Annotated in this window: 14 protein-coding genes; 11 read left to right on the top strand and 3 right to left on the bottom strand. The window is 61.4% G+C overall.

What is annotated here, in order from left to right; translation table 11 throughout:
• Positions 1–41 precede the first annotated feature (41 nt).
• The 3 genes from IEX53_RS20080 to IEX53_RS20070 all read right to left on the bottom strand — a co-directional run bounded on the left by IEX53_RS20080 (position 42) and on the right by IEX53_RS20070 (position 3,494).
• Entirely contained in the window at positions 42–1,172 is a 1,131-nt protein-coding gene (locus IEX53_RS20080) for a nucleotidyltransferase family protein (RefSeq protein ID WP_188825962.1), read from the bottom strand.
• Positions 1,173–1,314: 142 nt separating this feature from the next.
• Entirely contained in the window at positions 1,315–2,727 is a 1,413-nt protein-coding gene (gene tldD / locus IEX53_RS20075; RefSeq protein WP_188825961.1) for a metalloprotease TldD, read from the bottom strand.
• A 218-nt stretch (positions 2,728–2,945) separates the two neighbouring features.
• Complete coding sequence (locus IEX53_RS20070) at positions 2,946–3,494, bottom strand: invasion associated locus B family protein (protein WP_188825960.1); 549 nt, start codon at positions 3,492–3,494, stop codon at positions 2,946–2,948.
• 194 nt (positions 3,495–3,688) lie between these two features.
• Between IEX53_RS20070 and IEX53_RS20065 the strand changes: the two genes are divergently transcribed.
• The 11 genes from IEX53_RS20065 (at position 3,689) to IEX53_RS20015 (ending at position 13,752) form a co-directional block, all read left to right on the top strand.
• Positions 3,689–3,940, top strand: a complete 252-nt coding sequence (locus IEX53_RS20065) for a type II toxin-antitoxin system Phd/YefM family antitoxin (RefSeq protein WP_188825959.1) — start codon at positions 3,689–3,691, stop codon at positions 3,938–3,940.
• A 249-nt stretch (positions 3,941–4,189) separates the two neighbouring features.
• Positions 4,190–5,068, top strand: coding sequence for a cytochrome c oxidase subunit II (coxB, locus tag IEX53_RS20060; RefSeq protein ID WP_444542152.1), 879 nt, complete (start codon positions 4,190–4,192; stop codon positions 5,066–5,068).
• Between the two features lie 116 nt (positions 5,069–5,184).
• Entirely contained in the window at positions 5,185–6,837 is a 1,653-nt protein-coding gene (gene ctaD / locus IEX53_RS20055) for a cytochrome c oxidase subunit I (protein WP_188825958.1), read from the top strand.
• Between the two features lie 306 nt (positions 6,838–7,143).
• The gene (locus IEX53_RS20050) at positions 7,144–8,088 is read left to right on the top strand and encodes a heme o synthase (RefSeq protein WP_188825957.1); all 945 of its coding nucleotides are present in this window, start codon (positions 7,144–7,146) and stop codon (positions 8,086–8,088) included.
• A 2-nt stretch (positions 8,089–8,090) separates the two neighbouring features.
• Positions 8,091–8,261 carry a cytochrome c oxidase system small membrane protein gene (locus IEX53_RS20045; RefSeq protein ID WP_505815850.1) on the top strand — a complete coding sequence of 57 codons (171 nt, stop codon included), beginning with the start codon at positions 8,091–8,093 and terminating at the stop codon, positions 8,259–8,261.
• A 216-nt stretch (positions 8,262–8,477) separates the two neighbouring features.
• Positions 8,478–9,083, top strand: coding sequence for a cytochrome c oxidase assembly protein (locus tag IEX53_RS20040; protein WP_188825956.1), 606 nt, complete (start codon positions 8,478–8,480; stop codon positions 9,081–9,083).
• 257 nt (positions 9,084–9,340) lie between these two features.
• Complete coding sequence (locus tag IEX53_RS20035) at positions 9,341–10,219, top strand: cytochrome c oxidase subunit 3 (protein WP_188825955.1); 879 nt, start codon at positions 9,341–9,343, stop codon at positions 10,217–10,219.
• 121 nt (positions 10,220–10,340) lie between these two features.
• Entirely contained in the window at positions 10,341–10,712 is a 372-nt protein-coding gene (locus tag IEX53_RS20030; RefSeq protein WP_188825954.1) for a DUF983 domain-containing protein, read from the top strand.
• Positions 10,709–11,458: an SURF1 family protein gene (locus tag IEX53_RS20025; protein WP_188825953.1), complete on the top strand. Its 750-nt coding sequence runs from the start codon at positions 10,709–10,711 to the stop codon at positions 11,456–11,458. The genes IEX53_RS20030 and IEX53_RS20025 overlap by 4 nt, the downstream gene beginning before the upstream one ends.
• Positions 11,459–11,701: 243 nt before the next feature.
• On the top strand, positions 11,702–12,703 hold the full coding sequence (gene ispH, locus IEX53_RS20020) for a 4-hydroxy-3-methylbut-2-enyl diphosphate reductase (protein ID WP_188825952.1): 1,002 nt from the start codon (positions 11,702–11,704) through the stop codon (positions 12,701–12,703).
• An 83-nt stretch (positions 12,704–12,786) separates the two neighbouring features.
• Positions 12,787–13,752: a homoserine kinase gene (locus IEX53_RS20015; RefSeq protein ID WP_188825951.1), complete on the top strand. Its 966-nt coding sequence runs from the start codon at positions 12,787–12,789 to the stop codon at positions 13,750–13,752.
• Positions 13,753–13,775: the final 23 nt, after the last annotated feature.

Genomic DNA, 13,775 nt, shown 5'->3' with positions numbered 1-13,775 from the left:
GGGGCGGTTATACATAATTTGCGGGAAAATGTATAACCGTCTCAACCCCGTCCCGTACCGGCGAAATCCTCACCGAACCCCAGATCCCTCAACGCCTTGTTCTCTTGCCCTGCCGCCGCCGCAACCGCCTTGTGCAAAAGCGCGGCGCGGTCTTTATCGAGGCGATTCCGCCCGGCGGCCAGCCGGCGCTGCCAGCCGCTTCCGCGCTGCCAGGCCTCCATCCATGCGAAGCCGGTATCGAGCTCTTGCGAATTCAAATCGAGCGCCTCGATGAGCAGGCCCGCCTGCTCGGCATCCTTGCGCGCCTTGATCGAAGCCTCCTTGCCGCGGTCCGCCGAAACGATGAGCTTATGAACGGCATAACGTTCCGGTGCCGGAACGAGAACCGGAATGCCGCCCTTGTGCAGCAGGGCCGAACGGACTGGCCGGTGGATGAGAAAATCCATGAAACGCAAGGGCTGCGCCGCCGCGCCGCCAAGCGCGGGCATCATGGCGGGCTTGTCGGAATATTCGGCCTTGCCCGTATTCGGCGTCAGGAATTCGAGCCTGTAACCTCGCGCATTGACCAAGGCGGAGGAAAAGCGGGAGTCGCTTTGATGCGGCACCTCGCGAAAACTCTGATCCAGTTGACGCAGGGTTTCGAGGATCGGTGGGATGGAATCCTCCACAAACACCGAAATCGAATGAAATTGCGCGATGTCGAGATCGCCGGTCATGATCTGGGCGGAAGGAAGCCGCACACCAAGCAGTCCCGCATAGGTCTGGAAGGCGACGGTTCCCACAAGAACGGCTCTCAAGCGGAACAAGCCAGCTTTCCAAAGCAATTCCGCCAGATCGCCCGTAAGGGCATCCGGGCGGGGCAGTCCCATGCCCGTCAGGGCCGAGACGATCTGCCGCCGCTCCCGGAAATTCTCCCGTATGGCTTTGAAGTCCTCGACCCGCCTGGTGATGTCAGGATCATCGGCCGGACCCACATATTTCGACCATTTCTTGGGCTTATCGCCGCCACCGGCCCCGGTTTGATAGCCCATGTAATACCAATAGGCCCGGCCATTGCGCTTTACTTGAGAAAACGAGCCGTTCTCGGGGAATTGCGTGCTGAACGTCGCGTCCATGCTTTTCTGAAGCAGGTCGGCGAACAGGGTATGCGCCGCAAGCGAAAGCCGTTCCATGGGTGGCCTGTATATGTAAAACCGGAAATTACATATACAGCGCTTCATCACTTGCCGCAACGGCTGTATATGTAAATTCGGATTTTACATATACAAACCGTTACCGCCCGTTACAGACAGAACTCCGCGTTTCGTCAGTAACTCACACCGTCGTTCCGCCCACCGTCATCTGGTCGAGCCGCAGGTGCGGCTGGCCGACGCCGACGGGCACTTGCTGCCCGCCCTTGCCGCACATGCCCATTCCGCTGTCGAGCTTTGTGTCGTTGCCTATCATCGAGACGCGGTGCATGGCGTCGGGGCCGTTGCCGATCAGCATTGCGCCCTTCACCGGCGCGCCGATCTTGCCGTTTTCGATCATATAGGCTTCCGTGCAGCCGAACACGAATTTGCCCGAGGTGATATCCACCTGGCCGCCGCCGAAGGAGACGGCATAGATGCCCTTCTTCACCGAGGCAATGATTTCCTCCGGTGTCTTGTTGCCGGAGAGCATGTAGGTGTTGGTCATGCGCGGCATCGGCACATGGGCGTGGGACTCGCGCCGCCCGTTGCCGGTGGGCTTCATGCCCATCAGGCGTGCGTTCTGCCGGTCCTGCATGTAGCCGACCAGCTTGCCGTCCTCGATCAGCACGGTGCAATTGGTCGGCGTGCCCTCGTCATCGACGGTCAGCGAGCCGCGCCGTTCCGCGAGCGTGCCGTCATCGACGACCGTGACGCCCTTGGCCGCCACCTGCGTGCCGAGCAGACCGGCGAAGGCGGAAGTCTTTTTGCGGTTGAAATCGCCCTCCAGCCCATGGCCCACCGCCTCATGCAGCATGACGCCGGGCCAGCCATTGGCAAGCACGATGTCGAACGTGCCGGCGGGGGCGGGGATGGCTTCGAGATTGACCAGCGCCTGCCGCAGCGCCTCGTCGGCGGCATAGCGCCAGCTGTCGCTTGCGATGAATTCGCCGAAGGCCTTGCGCCCGCCCATGCTGTAGGAGCCGGATTCCTGCCGGTCGCCATGTCCCGCCACGACGGAAACGGAAAGCCGCACCAAGGGGCGGATGTCGCGCACGAAATGGCCGTCCGCGCGCAGGATCTCCACATGCTGCCACGAACCCGCGACCGAAACCGACACCTGGCGTACCTTCGGGTCTTTCGCGCGCAAATATGCGTCGATCTCCTGCAGCAGCTTCACCTTCGCCTCGAAGCTGGGGCTGCCGAGCGGGTTTTCGTCGCCATAAAGATGCAGGTTGGTGCCGGGGGGAGGGGCGGCATAGATGCCCGAATAGCCGGTCGCCACTGCCGAGGCCGCATCCGCCGCCCGTTTTAGCGCCGCATGCGAAAGCTCGCCGGAATGCGCATAGCCGACCGCCTCGCCCGCGACGGCGCGAAGCCCGAAACCCTGTTCCTGGTTGAAGGAGCCGTTCTTCAGCCGTCCATTGTCGAAGACGAGCGATTCGGCCTCGCGATATTCGACGAACAACTCGCCATCGTCGCTACGCTTGAGGCTATCGGCCACCGTCTTGCGGATTTCGTCCTGTGAGACGTCGAAACTGTCGATCAGGCTTTTCATGGGGCACATCCGTTCTTGTCGTTATGAACGGATGTAAGGTGTCAAGGCGGTGGGGGCAACCCACCATTTCCCTCCCCTTTGCGGGGAGGGTGGCCCGAAGGGTCGGGTGGGGGTGGTGACGCTTGCACTTCTGCTGAAGATCGTTGCGCAAACGTCACCACCCCCATCCGCCCGCTCTGCGGACACCTTCCCCGCAAGGGGGAAGGAGGGTGCAAACCTTAAGGCAGCTTGTCAAACCCTTCGCCAAACCCGTTCAGTTCCACGGGAATGCCGATGCCTTCCTCCGGCGTCTGGAAGACGATGAAAGTGGCGTTCTTGCCGGTGCGCAGGGTCTGGATCAACTGGTCCTCCAGGATCACCTCCGCGTAGCAGCCATCCTCGAAGCAGCGCACGAAATAGGCGCGCCCGATATCCTTGCCGTCGACATTGAGGCCGAGGCCGTTGGGCAAGAGCACGCCGAGCGGCGCGAGCACACGCAGGATGCGCGCCTTGTTGTCCGCCGTCTTCAGCACCACCACCGAGAGGCCCACTTCCGGACGGTCGGCGGCGACCACGTTCTGGATCAGCGCGCATTGCTCGCTCTTCGCGCCCGCCGGTGTGTCGCACAGGATCGACCACGCCCCATGCGTCGAGCGCATGGTGCCCTTCTGCTGCGGCGAGGCCGCCTGGGCCTGCTGATTCTGCTGGGCGAACGCGGTTGCCGGAACAAGCGCCGAAACAAGCGTGGCGGCAACAGCGAGACGCGAGACAAGGCTACGAAGGGTCATGAAAACTCCAGATCGAATCACATGGAACGTTAACGCGCTATGCCGGGGAAGAAAAGGGATCGCTTAATTGCTCCGTGCCGGGAAAACATGGCTGGATTATGGGCCGCTTCCCTTTCCCGCAAAGGAGGAGGAAACTTGGCTCTTCATGCAAATCTGTCCATAATGACGCGCATATCTATATCGGGAGTTCCGGCATGACTCATGTTCGCCTGACCGAATTTCGGAAAAACATCGCGTTTCACTTTGACAGCGTCATTGCCTCCCGCGCTCCGTTGGTCGTGACAAGGCAAGGGGCGGAAGCTGTCGTGGTGATCGCCCAAGGTGAATTTGAAAGCATGCAGGAAACATTGCATCTGCTCTCCACCCCCGCCAATACGGAACGCTTGAGAGAGGGCATCCGGCAGCTCGGTACTGAGTCGCCAATACAAAAAGACGCGCCTCTTTAATGGGCTGATCAGAATACGAAACGAGCCCGGGGCAGTGTCGTTTTCATTATCGATAAGGCAGTCTTCGCGATCGTACGCTGCCTCCATTGCCTTGATATAAAGCAAACGCGCAAAAATGCCGCATGGGATGATCTTCGCCTTCCTTGCGGTGTGGGATATTGTGTGGTTTGAACACGGGCGAGAACCGGGCAGCATTGTGACGCCCGGCCAAAGAATATGGAAGCAGGCCTGCAATCGGGAGAATCTTACGTGAATAAGAACATTGTCACGACGATGGGTGCTTTGGGGGGCGCTCTCGCGGTGCTCTTGTCCAGCCCGGCCGCGCATGCGGATCAGCCCCGGCCATGGGAGTGGAGGTTTCAGGAGGCGGCCACCGGCATCGCCGCGCAGATTCACTGGTTCGAGGCTTATACGCTCTGGTTCATCGTCCCGATTACGGTTCTCGTGCTGGTGCTGCTCATCTGGTGCATCCTGCGCTATCGCGCCAGCGTCAATCCCGAGCCGTCCAAGGTCAGCCACAACACGCTGATCGAGGTGGTCTGGACCGTCGCCCCGGTGATTGTACTCCTGTTCCTCGCCATCCCGTCCTTCCAGTTGCTCACGGCGCAATATTCCCCTGACGAGGCGAAGCTGACCGTCAAGGCGACTGGCTACCAGTGGTACTGGGGCTACGAATACCAGGTCGATAACCCGGTCAGCTTCGATTCGCTGCTGCTGCAGGATGGCGACCGCGCGGCCGCCGGCAAAGAAGACCGCGCCGTCTATCCGCGCCTGCTCGCGGTGGATAATGAAGTGGTCGTTCCTGTTAACACCACCGTCCGCCTCCTGGTGACGGGCGCCGACGTGATCCACTCCTGGGCGATGCCCGCCTTCGGCGTGAAGATGGATGCCGTTCCCGGACGCATCAATGAAACCTGGTTCAAGGCCGACAAGCCGGGCCTTTACTACGGCCAGTGCTCGGAGCTGTGCGGCAAGGACCATGCGTTCATGCCCATCGCCGTGCGTGTCGTCAGCCAGGAGCAATATGACACATGGCTGACCGCGGCCCGCAACGACCTGCAGGGCGCAAACAAGGCGCTGATGGCCTCCATCGACGCGGAAAAGAATGTTAAGGTGGCTGGTAACTAAGCCGACCTTTGAAAGGGAATAGAGGAATAAGGGAGTAGGGGAATAAGTGGGAGCAAACATACTCCCTTACTCCCCTAATCCCTTACTCCCTTAAAGAGATCAACGGGAGCGATTTCATGGCAGGCACTGCTGCTCACGCGGCCCATGACGACCACAAGCCGCATGGCTGGGTCCGCTGGGTCTATTCGACCAACCACAAGGATATCGGCACGCTCTATCTGATCTTCGCGATCATGGCGGGCATCATCGGCGGCGCGCTGTCGATCGCCATGCGCGCCGAATTGCAGGAGCCGGGAATCCAGTTCTTCCACGGCTTTGCCTCCATGGTCTATGGCGTCGAGGGCGATGCCGCGCTCGATGCCGGCAAGCACATGTTCAACGTGTTCACCACGGCGCACGCGCTGGTCATGATCTTCTTCATGGTCATGCCCGCCATGATCGGCGGCTTCGCCAACTGGATGATCCCGCTGATGATCGGCGCGCCCGACATGGCGTTCCCGCGCATGAACAACGTGTCGTTCTGGCTGCTCCCGCCGGCGCTGCTGCTCGTCATCATCTCCATGTTCGTTCCCGGTCCCGCCGGTGCGTGGGGCTCGGGCGGCGGCTGGACGATCTATCCGCCATTCTCCACCTCCGGCCAGCCGGGTCCCGCGATGGATTTCGTCATCCTCGGCCTGCACATCGCCGGTGCGTCGTCGATTCTTGGCGCGATCAACTTCATCACGACGATCCTCAACATGCGCGCCCCCGGGATGACGCTGCACAAGATGCCGCTCTTCGCCTGGGCCGTGCTCATCACCGCCTTCCTGCTGTTGCTGTCGCTCCCGGTTCTCGCGGGCGGCATCACCATGCTTTTGACCGACCGCAATTTTGGCACGAGCTTCTTCGCGCCTGACGGCGGCGGCGACCCGATCCTGTTCCAGCATCTGTTCTGGTTCTTCGGCCATCCGGAAGTGTACATCCTGATCCTGCCGGGCTTCGGCATCGTCAGCCACATCGTCTCGACCTTCTCGCGCAAGCCGGTCTTCGGCTATCTCGGCATGGCCTACGCCATGGTCGCCATCGGCGTCGTCGGCTTCATCGTCTGGGCGCACCATATGTATACGGTCGGCCTGTCGCTCGACACGCAGCGCTATTTCGTCTTCGCGACGATGGTGATCGCGGTTCCCACCGGCATCAAGATCTTCTCGTGGATCGCGACGATGTGGGGCGGCTCGATCACTTTCCGCACCCCGATGGTCTGGGCGATCGGCTTCATCTTCCTGTTCACCGTCGGCGGCGTGACGGGCGTGCAGCTCGCCAATGCCGGTCTCGACCGCGCCCTGCATGACACTTACTATGTCGTCGCGCACTTCCACTACGTGCTGTCGCTCGGCGCCGTCTTCGCCATCTTCGCGGCCTGGTACTACTGGTTCCCGAAGATGACCGGCTACATGTACAATGAGTTCATCGGCAAGCTGCATTTCTGGGTCACCTTCGTCGGCGTGAACCTGATCTTCTTCCCGCAGCATTTCCTCGGGCTCGCGGGCATGCCGCGCCGCTACATCGACTATCCCGATGCGTTCGCCGGCTGGAACATGGTTTCGTCATATGGCTCCTATATTTCCGGCTTCGCGGTGCTGATCTTCCTCTACGGCGTGTTCGAGGCTTTCGCGAAGAAGCGCGAGGCCGGAGCCAATCCATGGGGTGAAGGCGCAACCACGCTGGAATGGCAGCTTTCCTCCCCGCCGCCGTTCCACCAGTGGGAACAGCTGCCGAGGATTCGGTAAGGAATACATCGAGGTCGGAGTCGGGCGATTGCAAACGGCGCAATTGCCCCTCACCCTTACCCTCTCCCCGCACGCGGGGAGGGGAGAGGGGGACAGGAACGTTCCACGCTTCTCCTCCTGCCAGGTGCAGGGTGAGGCGAAAGGAGCGATAACGATGACGCCCCCCTCTCCCCGTCCTTCACGGGGTTGAGGAGCGGCCCGCGTAGCGGGACAAAAAGCCAATGATTTGGCTTTTTGAGCGACGAACGGTAAGGGTGAGGGGCAATCACGGTGGGGCGAAGAAAACGTAAGGCAAGTTGAAGTAGAATGGCACTCATCGAGCAAAACCAGACCGGCGAAAACGGCGCCCGCCTTTCCGAGGCGTCTGCCCGTGATTACCTCGCCCTGTTGAAGCCGCGGGTCATGTCGCTTGTCGTCTTCACCGGGCTGGTGGGGCTCATGCTTGCGCCTGCTCATGTGAACCCGGTGCTCGGCACCATCGCGATCCTCTGCATCGCGGTCGGCGCGGGCGCGTCGGGCGCGCTCAACATGTGGTATGACGCGGATATCGACGCGGTGATGAAGCGCACCCGCAACCGTCCGATTCCGGCGGGCGTCATCTCGCGTGAGGAAGTGCTCGTCTTCGGCCTCATCCTCTCGGCCTTCTCGGTCGTGACGCTGGGCCTCTTCGTCAACTGGCTTGCCGCCGCGCTGCTTGCTTTCACCATCTTCTTCTATGCCGTCGTCTACACGATGTGGCTGAAGCGCTCGACGCCGCAGAACATCGTCATCGGCGGCGCGGCGGGCGCATTCCCGCCCATGATCGGCTGGGCCGCCGCCACCGGGCAGGTGAGCTGGGAAAGCCTGACGCTCTTCATGATCATCTTCCTGTGGACGCCGCCGCATTTCTGGGCGCTGTCGCTCTTCACCACCAATGACTACGCCGCCGCCCGCATCCCGATGATGCCGAATGTGCGCGGCGAGGCGTCCACCAAGCTGCAGATCCTGCTTTATACGCTTCTCGTCGCCCCGGTCGGCGTGCTGCCTTGGGCCATGGGCTTCGCCGGGCCGGTCTATGGCGTCGTGTCAGCGCTGCTGGGCGTCACCTTTTTTGCCTATGCCTTCCGTCTCTGGCGCGCGCCTTCGCCCGAGCTGGCGTTGAAATCGGCGAAGAAACTTTTCGGCTTCTCGCTTCTTTATCTCTTCGGCCTGTTCGCGGTTCTCCTCGGTGAGACCATCGTGATGAACGCCGCGCATTGGATGGGTGCATGAGGATGACGGAAATGCCGAACCAGCTCGAGACCATCAGCCTCACCGACAAGCAGAAGAAAGCCCAGCGCAGCCGTTCGCTCGCGATTGCCATCGCGCTCGCGCTGTTCGTGGTGCTGGTCTATGTGGGGACGTTTGCCAAACTGGGCGCGAATGTGTTCGTAAGGCCGATGTAGGGATGGTGTTTTGATGGAAGCGCTGATCACCCCCCTCTGGCCTGCCGGACATCTCCCCCACAAGGGGGGAGATTGGCTGACATCGCCCTCCATCTCTACTTTGCGACCTCTGCGATTGGTGCCGAGCGTCTATGAAGGCGTAATCTCCCCCCTTGTGGGGGAGATGCCCGGCAGGGCAGAGGGGGGTACTGTCCCGCCAGCGTTTCAGGTGATCCCATGACCGATGCATCACCCGCAGTCCGGTCGGACAGCACCCAACGTTCCAACCGCAAGGTGGCCATCGCCTGTGTCGCACTCTTTTCGTCGATGGTCGGGCTCGCCTATGCCTCCGTGCCGCTCTACCGGCTGTTCTGCCAGGTGACGGGCTATGGCGGCACGACGCAGCGGGTCGAGCAAATGTCGGACGTTATCCTCGACCGCACCATCAATGTCCGCTTCGACGCCAACACCTCCGGCTCGCTGCCCTGGAACTTCAAGCCGAAAGAGCGGCAAGTGACGCTGCGCATCGGCGAGACGAAGCAGATCAGCTATGAGGGCCGTAATGTCGCCGGGCAGCCGACATCCGGCCGCGCCACCTTCAACGTGACGCCGGAGCGCGCCGGGGCCTATTTCAACAAGGTGCAGTGCTTCTGCTTCACCGATACGACGTTGCAGCCCGGCGAGGACATGGACATGCCGGTGGTGTTCTTCGTCGATCCTGACATCGTCAACGATCCGGACTTGAAGGACATCCGGACGATCACGCTGTCCTATACGTTCTTCCCCATCGACAAGCCGCAGCCGGTGGCCCAGAGCGCTGGGGGCGGGAATGGGAAACTATAAAAGCTGGTCCGGGAAAGGACTGGCGTTAAGTAAGAGCCAGTCCAGGAAAAGTGTGAAGCGGTTTTCCGTCCGGACTGGCGTTAGGTAAGAGCCAGTCCAGGAAAAGTGTGAAGCGGTTTTCCGTCCGGACTGGCGTTAGGTAAGAGCCAGTCCAGGAAAAGTGTGAAGCGGTTTTCCGTCCGGACTGGCGTTAGGTAAATGAGAGAGCCGGCTTCGCCTCGGCGGAGCGGGGGATAAGATGAACCTTGGGGATTGAAATGGCTGACGTCCACCAGAAGAATCACGATTACCACATCATCGAACCAAGTCCGTGGCCGTTCCTGAGCTCGGTCGGCTCGTTCGTGCTGGCGCTGGGCGGCATTGGCTATATGCGCTGGCTGAATCAGAGCGACCTGCACCTGTTCGGCATCAATTTCGTTGGCCCGTGGCTGTTCATCATCGGCCTCATCCTCGTGCTCTACACCATGTATGGCTGGTGGGCGGCGGTCATCCGCGAGGGCCGCGAGGGGCACCACACCCGCGTCGTCGCGCTGCACCTGCGCTATGGCATGATCATGTTCATCGCCTCGGAGGTGATGTTCTTCGCCGCCTGGTTCTGGGCGTTCTTCGATGCGAGCCTGTTCCCGAACGAGGTGCATCAGGTCGCCCGCGCCGCTTTCACCGGCGGCGTCTGGCCTCCGAAGGGCATCGAGGTGCTCGACCCGCTGCACCTGCCGCTCTACAACACCGTCATCCTGCTGCTGTCGGGCACGACGGTCACCTGGGCGCACCATTCGCTTCTGCACAATGACCGCAAGGGCCTGATCTGGGGCCTCGCCCTGACCGTTGCGCTGGGCTTGTTCTTCTCCTGCGTGCAGGCTTATGAATACATGCACGCGCCTTTCGAGTTCAAGAATTCGATCTACGGCGCGACCTTCTTCATGGCCACCGGCTTCCACGGCTTCCACGTCGTCGTCGGCACGATCTTCCTCGCCGTCTGCCTCATCCGCGCCATTCGCGGCGACTTCACCCCGAAGAACCATTTCGGCTTCGAGGCGGCGGCCTGGTATTGGCATTTCGTCGACGTCGTCTGGCTGTTCCTCTTCTTCGCCATCTATGTCTGGGGCGGCTGGGGCGCTCCGATGGTCGAGGGCTGATCGGTTCGGTAATCCAGGAAAAAGGCGGCTGTGGCGACATGGCCGCCTTTTGTGTTTCGTTCGATTGGACACGTCGCGGGACAGCGTGTCCGCTTAAGACGTGAAAAGAAGGATTGCAGCGATGCCGAACGCCCATCTACCCGTCGAGCCCATCCGCGCCGGCATCCTCGGGCGTTGCCCGCGCTGCGGGGAGGGGCGGCTGTTCGATGGCTATCTGTCAACCGCCAAGCAATGCGATCATTGCGGCCTAGACTATTCCTTCGCCGATTCGGGCGACGGCCCGGCGGCTTTCGTCATCCTCATCATCGGCTTCGTCGTGGTTGGCCTGGCGCTGTGGATGGAAGTGACGTGGAACCCGCCGCTCTGGCTGCATTTCCTGCTCTGGGTGCCGCTGGCTATCATTCTTAGCCTCGCCCTTCTGCGCTGCATCAAGGGCATTCTCATCACCCTGCAATACCGCAACAAGGCGGCGGAAGGCCGTCTCGACCAATGACCGCGGTCGCCGGAAAAAGGGTAGGGCGGTTTCCCTGGCTGGTCGCCGCCTTGAGCCTCACCGCCTTCTGCGTGCTCATCGCGCTCGGTACATGGCAGGTGGAGCGGCTCAAATGGAAGGAAGCGCTGCTGGCGACCATCGCCGAGCGCGTCGCATCTGTGCCCCGCCCGCTGGCCGAAATCGAAGCGCTCTACGCCAAAACCGGCGATGTCGAATATTGGCCGGTGACGGTGACGGGCCGGTTTCAGCACCAGGGCGAGCGGCACTTCTTCGCCACCCATCATGGGCAGTCGGGTTTCTATGTCTATACGCCGCTCGAAATAAACGATGGCCGCGCCGTCCTGGTCAATCGCGGCTTCGTCCCCTATGACCGCAAGGACGCCGCCACGCGAACGGAGGGCCAAGTCGCCGCAGATGTGACGATATCAGGCCTCGCCCGCAATCCGCTGGCGCAGAAGCCGTCCTCGCTCGTGCCGGACAATGACCCGGCGAAGAACATGTTCTACTGGAAGGACTGGGCGGCGATGGCGCAGACGGCGGGTCTCGATCCATCAAGGACGGTGCCCTTCTTCATCGACGCCGACACCGCGCCCAATCCGGGCGGGTTGCCTGTCGGCGGTGTCACCATCATCGACCTGCCCAACAACCATCTGCAATATGCAGTCACGTGGTATGGCCTCGCTGCTGCTCTGGCGGGCGTGGTTGGCGTATGGGTCTGGCGTCGGCGTTCTGACGGGCGGGGTTGACAGCGACGCATTCACGCGGAATGGAAATATCGGCGGGACAGCGCCCCCCTCTGTCCTGCCGGACATCTCCCCCGCAAGGGGGGAGATTGGCTGATATGAGCTTCGGTCCTCTCATTCGACTTCTGCGGTTGATGCCGGCGTCGATGAAGGCGTAATCTCCCCCCTTGCGGGGGAGATGCCCGGCAGGGCAGAGGGGGGCGCTGTCCCGCCAAGGTTTCTATCTGAAAATGGAATGGTTCAATCATGATCGCCAAACACCCCCTGACCATTCGCCTGTGCGGACCGCGCGGCTTTTGCGCCGGCGTGGACCGGGCGATTCAGATCGTGGTGCTCGCGCTCAAGAAATATGGCGCGCCGATCTATGTGCGCCATGAAATCGTGCATAATCGCTATGTCGTGCAGGGCTTGCAGGCGCGTGGAGCTGTCTTTGTCGAGGAACTGGACGAAATCCCGGAGGCGCATCGCGGCCAGCCGGTCGTCTTCTCCGCCCATGGCGTGCCGAAATCCGTGCCCGAGGACGCGATGGCGAAGAATTTGTTCTATCTCGACGCCACATGCCCGCTCGTCTCCAAGGTCCACAAACAGGCCATGCGCCACCAGCGCCTTGGCCGCCATGTCATCCTCATCGGCCATTCCGGCCATCCCGAGGTTATTGGCACCATGGGCCAGCTCCCCGGGGGTTCGGTGACGCTCATCGAAACGCTTGACGATGCCGAAGCCTACCAGCCGGAGGATCCGTCGAAGCTCGGCTTTGTCACCCAGACCACGCTTTCGGTGGACGATACGGCGGGCATCATCGCGGTGTTGCAGCGCCGCTTCCCGGAACTGACCGCCCCATCAGCCGAATCGATCTGCTACGCCACAACCAACCGGCAGGAGGCGGTGAAGGAAGCCGCCCCCGGCTGTGATCTGTTCCTCATCGTCGGCGCGCCCAATTCCTCCAATTCCAAGCGCCTCGTCGAAGTGGCCGAGCGCGCCGGCGCCCGCCAGTCCATGCTGGTGCAGCGCGCTGCCGATATCGAGTGGGACCGCATCGGCGACATCTCGGTCGTCGGCCTCTCCGCCGGTGCGTCCGCTCCTGAGATCATCGTGGATGAGATCATCGAAGCCTTCTCCGACCGCTACGACGTGACGATCGAACTCGCCGAAACCGCCATCGAGACCGAGAATTTTCTCGTCAATCGCGAGCTGCGCGATGTGGAACTGACGCCGCGGGATATGGCGTTTGTGAATGGGGAGAGGTAGTGAGGTAGTGAACAGTGAGATAGTGAGGTAGGGCTATTTTACTATCTCACTACCTCACTATTCCCTATCTCACTGGAATCCCCATGGCCGTCTACACCGACATCAACGAGATCGAACTCGCCGCATTTCTGGACCTGTACGACATCGGCTGCCTCATGTCTTACAAGGGCATTGCCGAGGGCGTGGAGAATTCCAACTATCTGCTGCGCACGGACAAGGGCTCCTTTATCCTGACGCTCTATGAAAAGCGGGTGAACCGGAACGACCTTCCGTTTTTCCTGGGGCTGATGCAGCATCTGGCGAAAAACGGCATCGACTGTCCCCTGCCGGTGCATCGCAAGGACGGCGCTGTCATCGGCGAGCTTGCCGGACGGCCCGCCGCCATCGTCACCTTCCTCGAAGGCATGTGGATGCGCCGCCCGACCGTCGCCCATTGCCATGCGGTCGGCGAGGCGCTGGCGCGGCTGCATCTGGCGGGGCAGGATTTTCCCATGCAGCGGGAGAATGCGCTCTCCGTTTCCGGCTGGCGTCCGCTCTGGGAGAAGGCGAGGGACCGCGCCGACGAGGAGGAGCCGGGGCTGGTGGCGGAAGCAGAAAGCGACCTTGCCTTTCTCGAAGCGAACTGGCCGTCGACGCTGCCATCAGGCGTCATCCATGCCGATCTCTTTCCGGATAATGTCTTCTTCCTGGGCGACCGGCTTTCCGGCCTTATCGACTTTTATTTCGCCTCGACCGATCTGCTCGCCTATGATGTGGCGGTCTGCCTTAATGCCTGGTGCTTCGAGAAGGATTTCTCCTTCAACCTGACCAAGGGCACGGCGCTGCTCAAGGGCTACAATTCCGTCCGCCCGCTTTCTCCTGAGGAGGCAGCGGCGCTGCCCATTCTGTCGCGCGGCGCGGCGCTGCGCTTCATGCTGACCCGGCTTTACGACTGGCTGACGGTTCCCGATGGCAGTTTCGTCGTCAAGAAGGACCCGATGGAATATGTCCGCCGCATGCGGTTCCACCGCCAGATCAACTCGCCGGCCGAATACGGTCTGGTGCTTTAAAGTTCGCATGAACTTGTCCGAAA

Origin of the sequence: Paramesorhizobium endophyticum (assembly GCF_014640615.1) — a bacterium.
Taxonomy (GTDB): Bacteria; Pseudomonadota; Alphaproteobacteria; order Rhizobiales; family Rhizobiaceae; genus Paramesorhizobium; species Paramesorhizobium endophyticum.
Note: the sequence above shows the minus strand (reverse complement) of the source record. Positions and strands in the feature narration are given on the sequence as shown.

Excerpts from the sequence above, each read along its gene's own strand:
- IEX53_RS20070 (WP_188825960.1), bottom strand. The coding sequence starts at position 3,494 with ATGACCCTTCGTAGCCTTGTCTCGCGTCTCGCTGTTGCCGCCACGCTT.
- IEX53_RS20035 (WP_188825955.1), top strand. The coding sequence starts at position 9,341 with ATGGCTGACGTCCACCAGAAGAATCACGATTACCACATCATCGAACCA.
- IEX53_RS20015 (WP_188825951.1), top strand. The coding sequence starts at position 12,787 with ATGGCCGTCTACACCGACATCAACGAGATCGAACTCGCCGCATTTCTG.
- IEX53_RS20040 (WP_188825956.1), top strand. The coding sequence starts at position 8,478 with ATGACCGATGCATCACCCGCAGTCCGGTCGGACAGCACCCAACGTTCC.
- IEX53_RS20080 (WP_188825962.1), bottom strand. The coding sequence starts at position 1,172 with ATGGAACGGCTTTCGCTTGCGGCGCATACCCTGTTCGCCGACCTGCTT.
- IEX53_RS20025 (WP_188825953.1), top strand. The coding sequence starts at position 10,709 with ATGACCGCGGTCGCCGGAAAAAGGGTAGGGCGGTTTCCCTGGCTGGTC.
- IEX53_RS20030 (WP_188825954.1), top strand. The coding sequence starts at position 10,341 with ATGCCGAACGCCCATCTACCCGTCGAGCCCATCCGCGCCGGCATCCTC.
- IEX53_RS20050 (WP_188825957.1), top strand. The coding sequence starts at position 7,144 with ATGGCACTCATCGAGCAAAACCAGACCGGCGAAAACGGCGCCCGCCTT.
- IEX53_RS20045 (WP_505815850.1), top strand. The coding sequence starts at position 8,091 with ATGACGGAAATGCCGAACCAGCTCGAGACCATCAGCCTCACCGACAAG.
- IEX53_RS20065 (WP_188825959.1), top strand. The coding sequence starts at position 3,689 with ATGACTCATGTTCGCCTGACCGAATTTCGGAAAAACATCGCGTTTCAC.
- tldD (WP_188825961.1), bottom strand. The coding sequence starts at position 2,727 with ATGAAAAGCCTGATCGACAGTTTCGACGTCTCACAGGACGAAATCCGC.
- ctaD (WP_188825958.1), top strand. The coding sequence starts at position 5,185 with ATGGCAGGCACTGCTGCTCACGCGGCCCATGACGACCACAAGCCGCAT.
- ispH (WP_188825952.1), top strand. The coding sequence starts at position 11,702 with ATGATCGCCAAACACCCCCTGACCATTCGCCTGTGCGGACCGCGCGGC.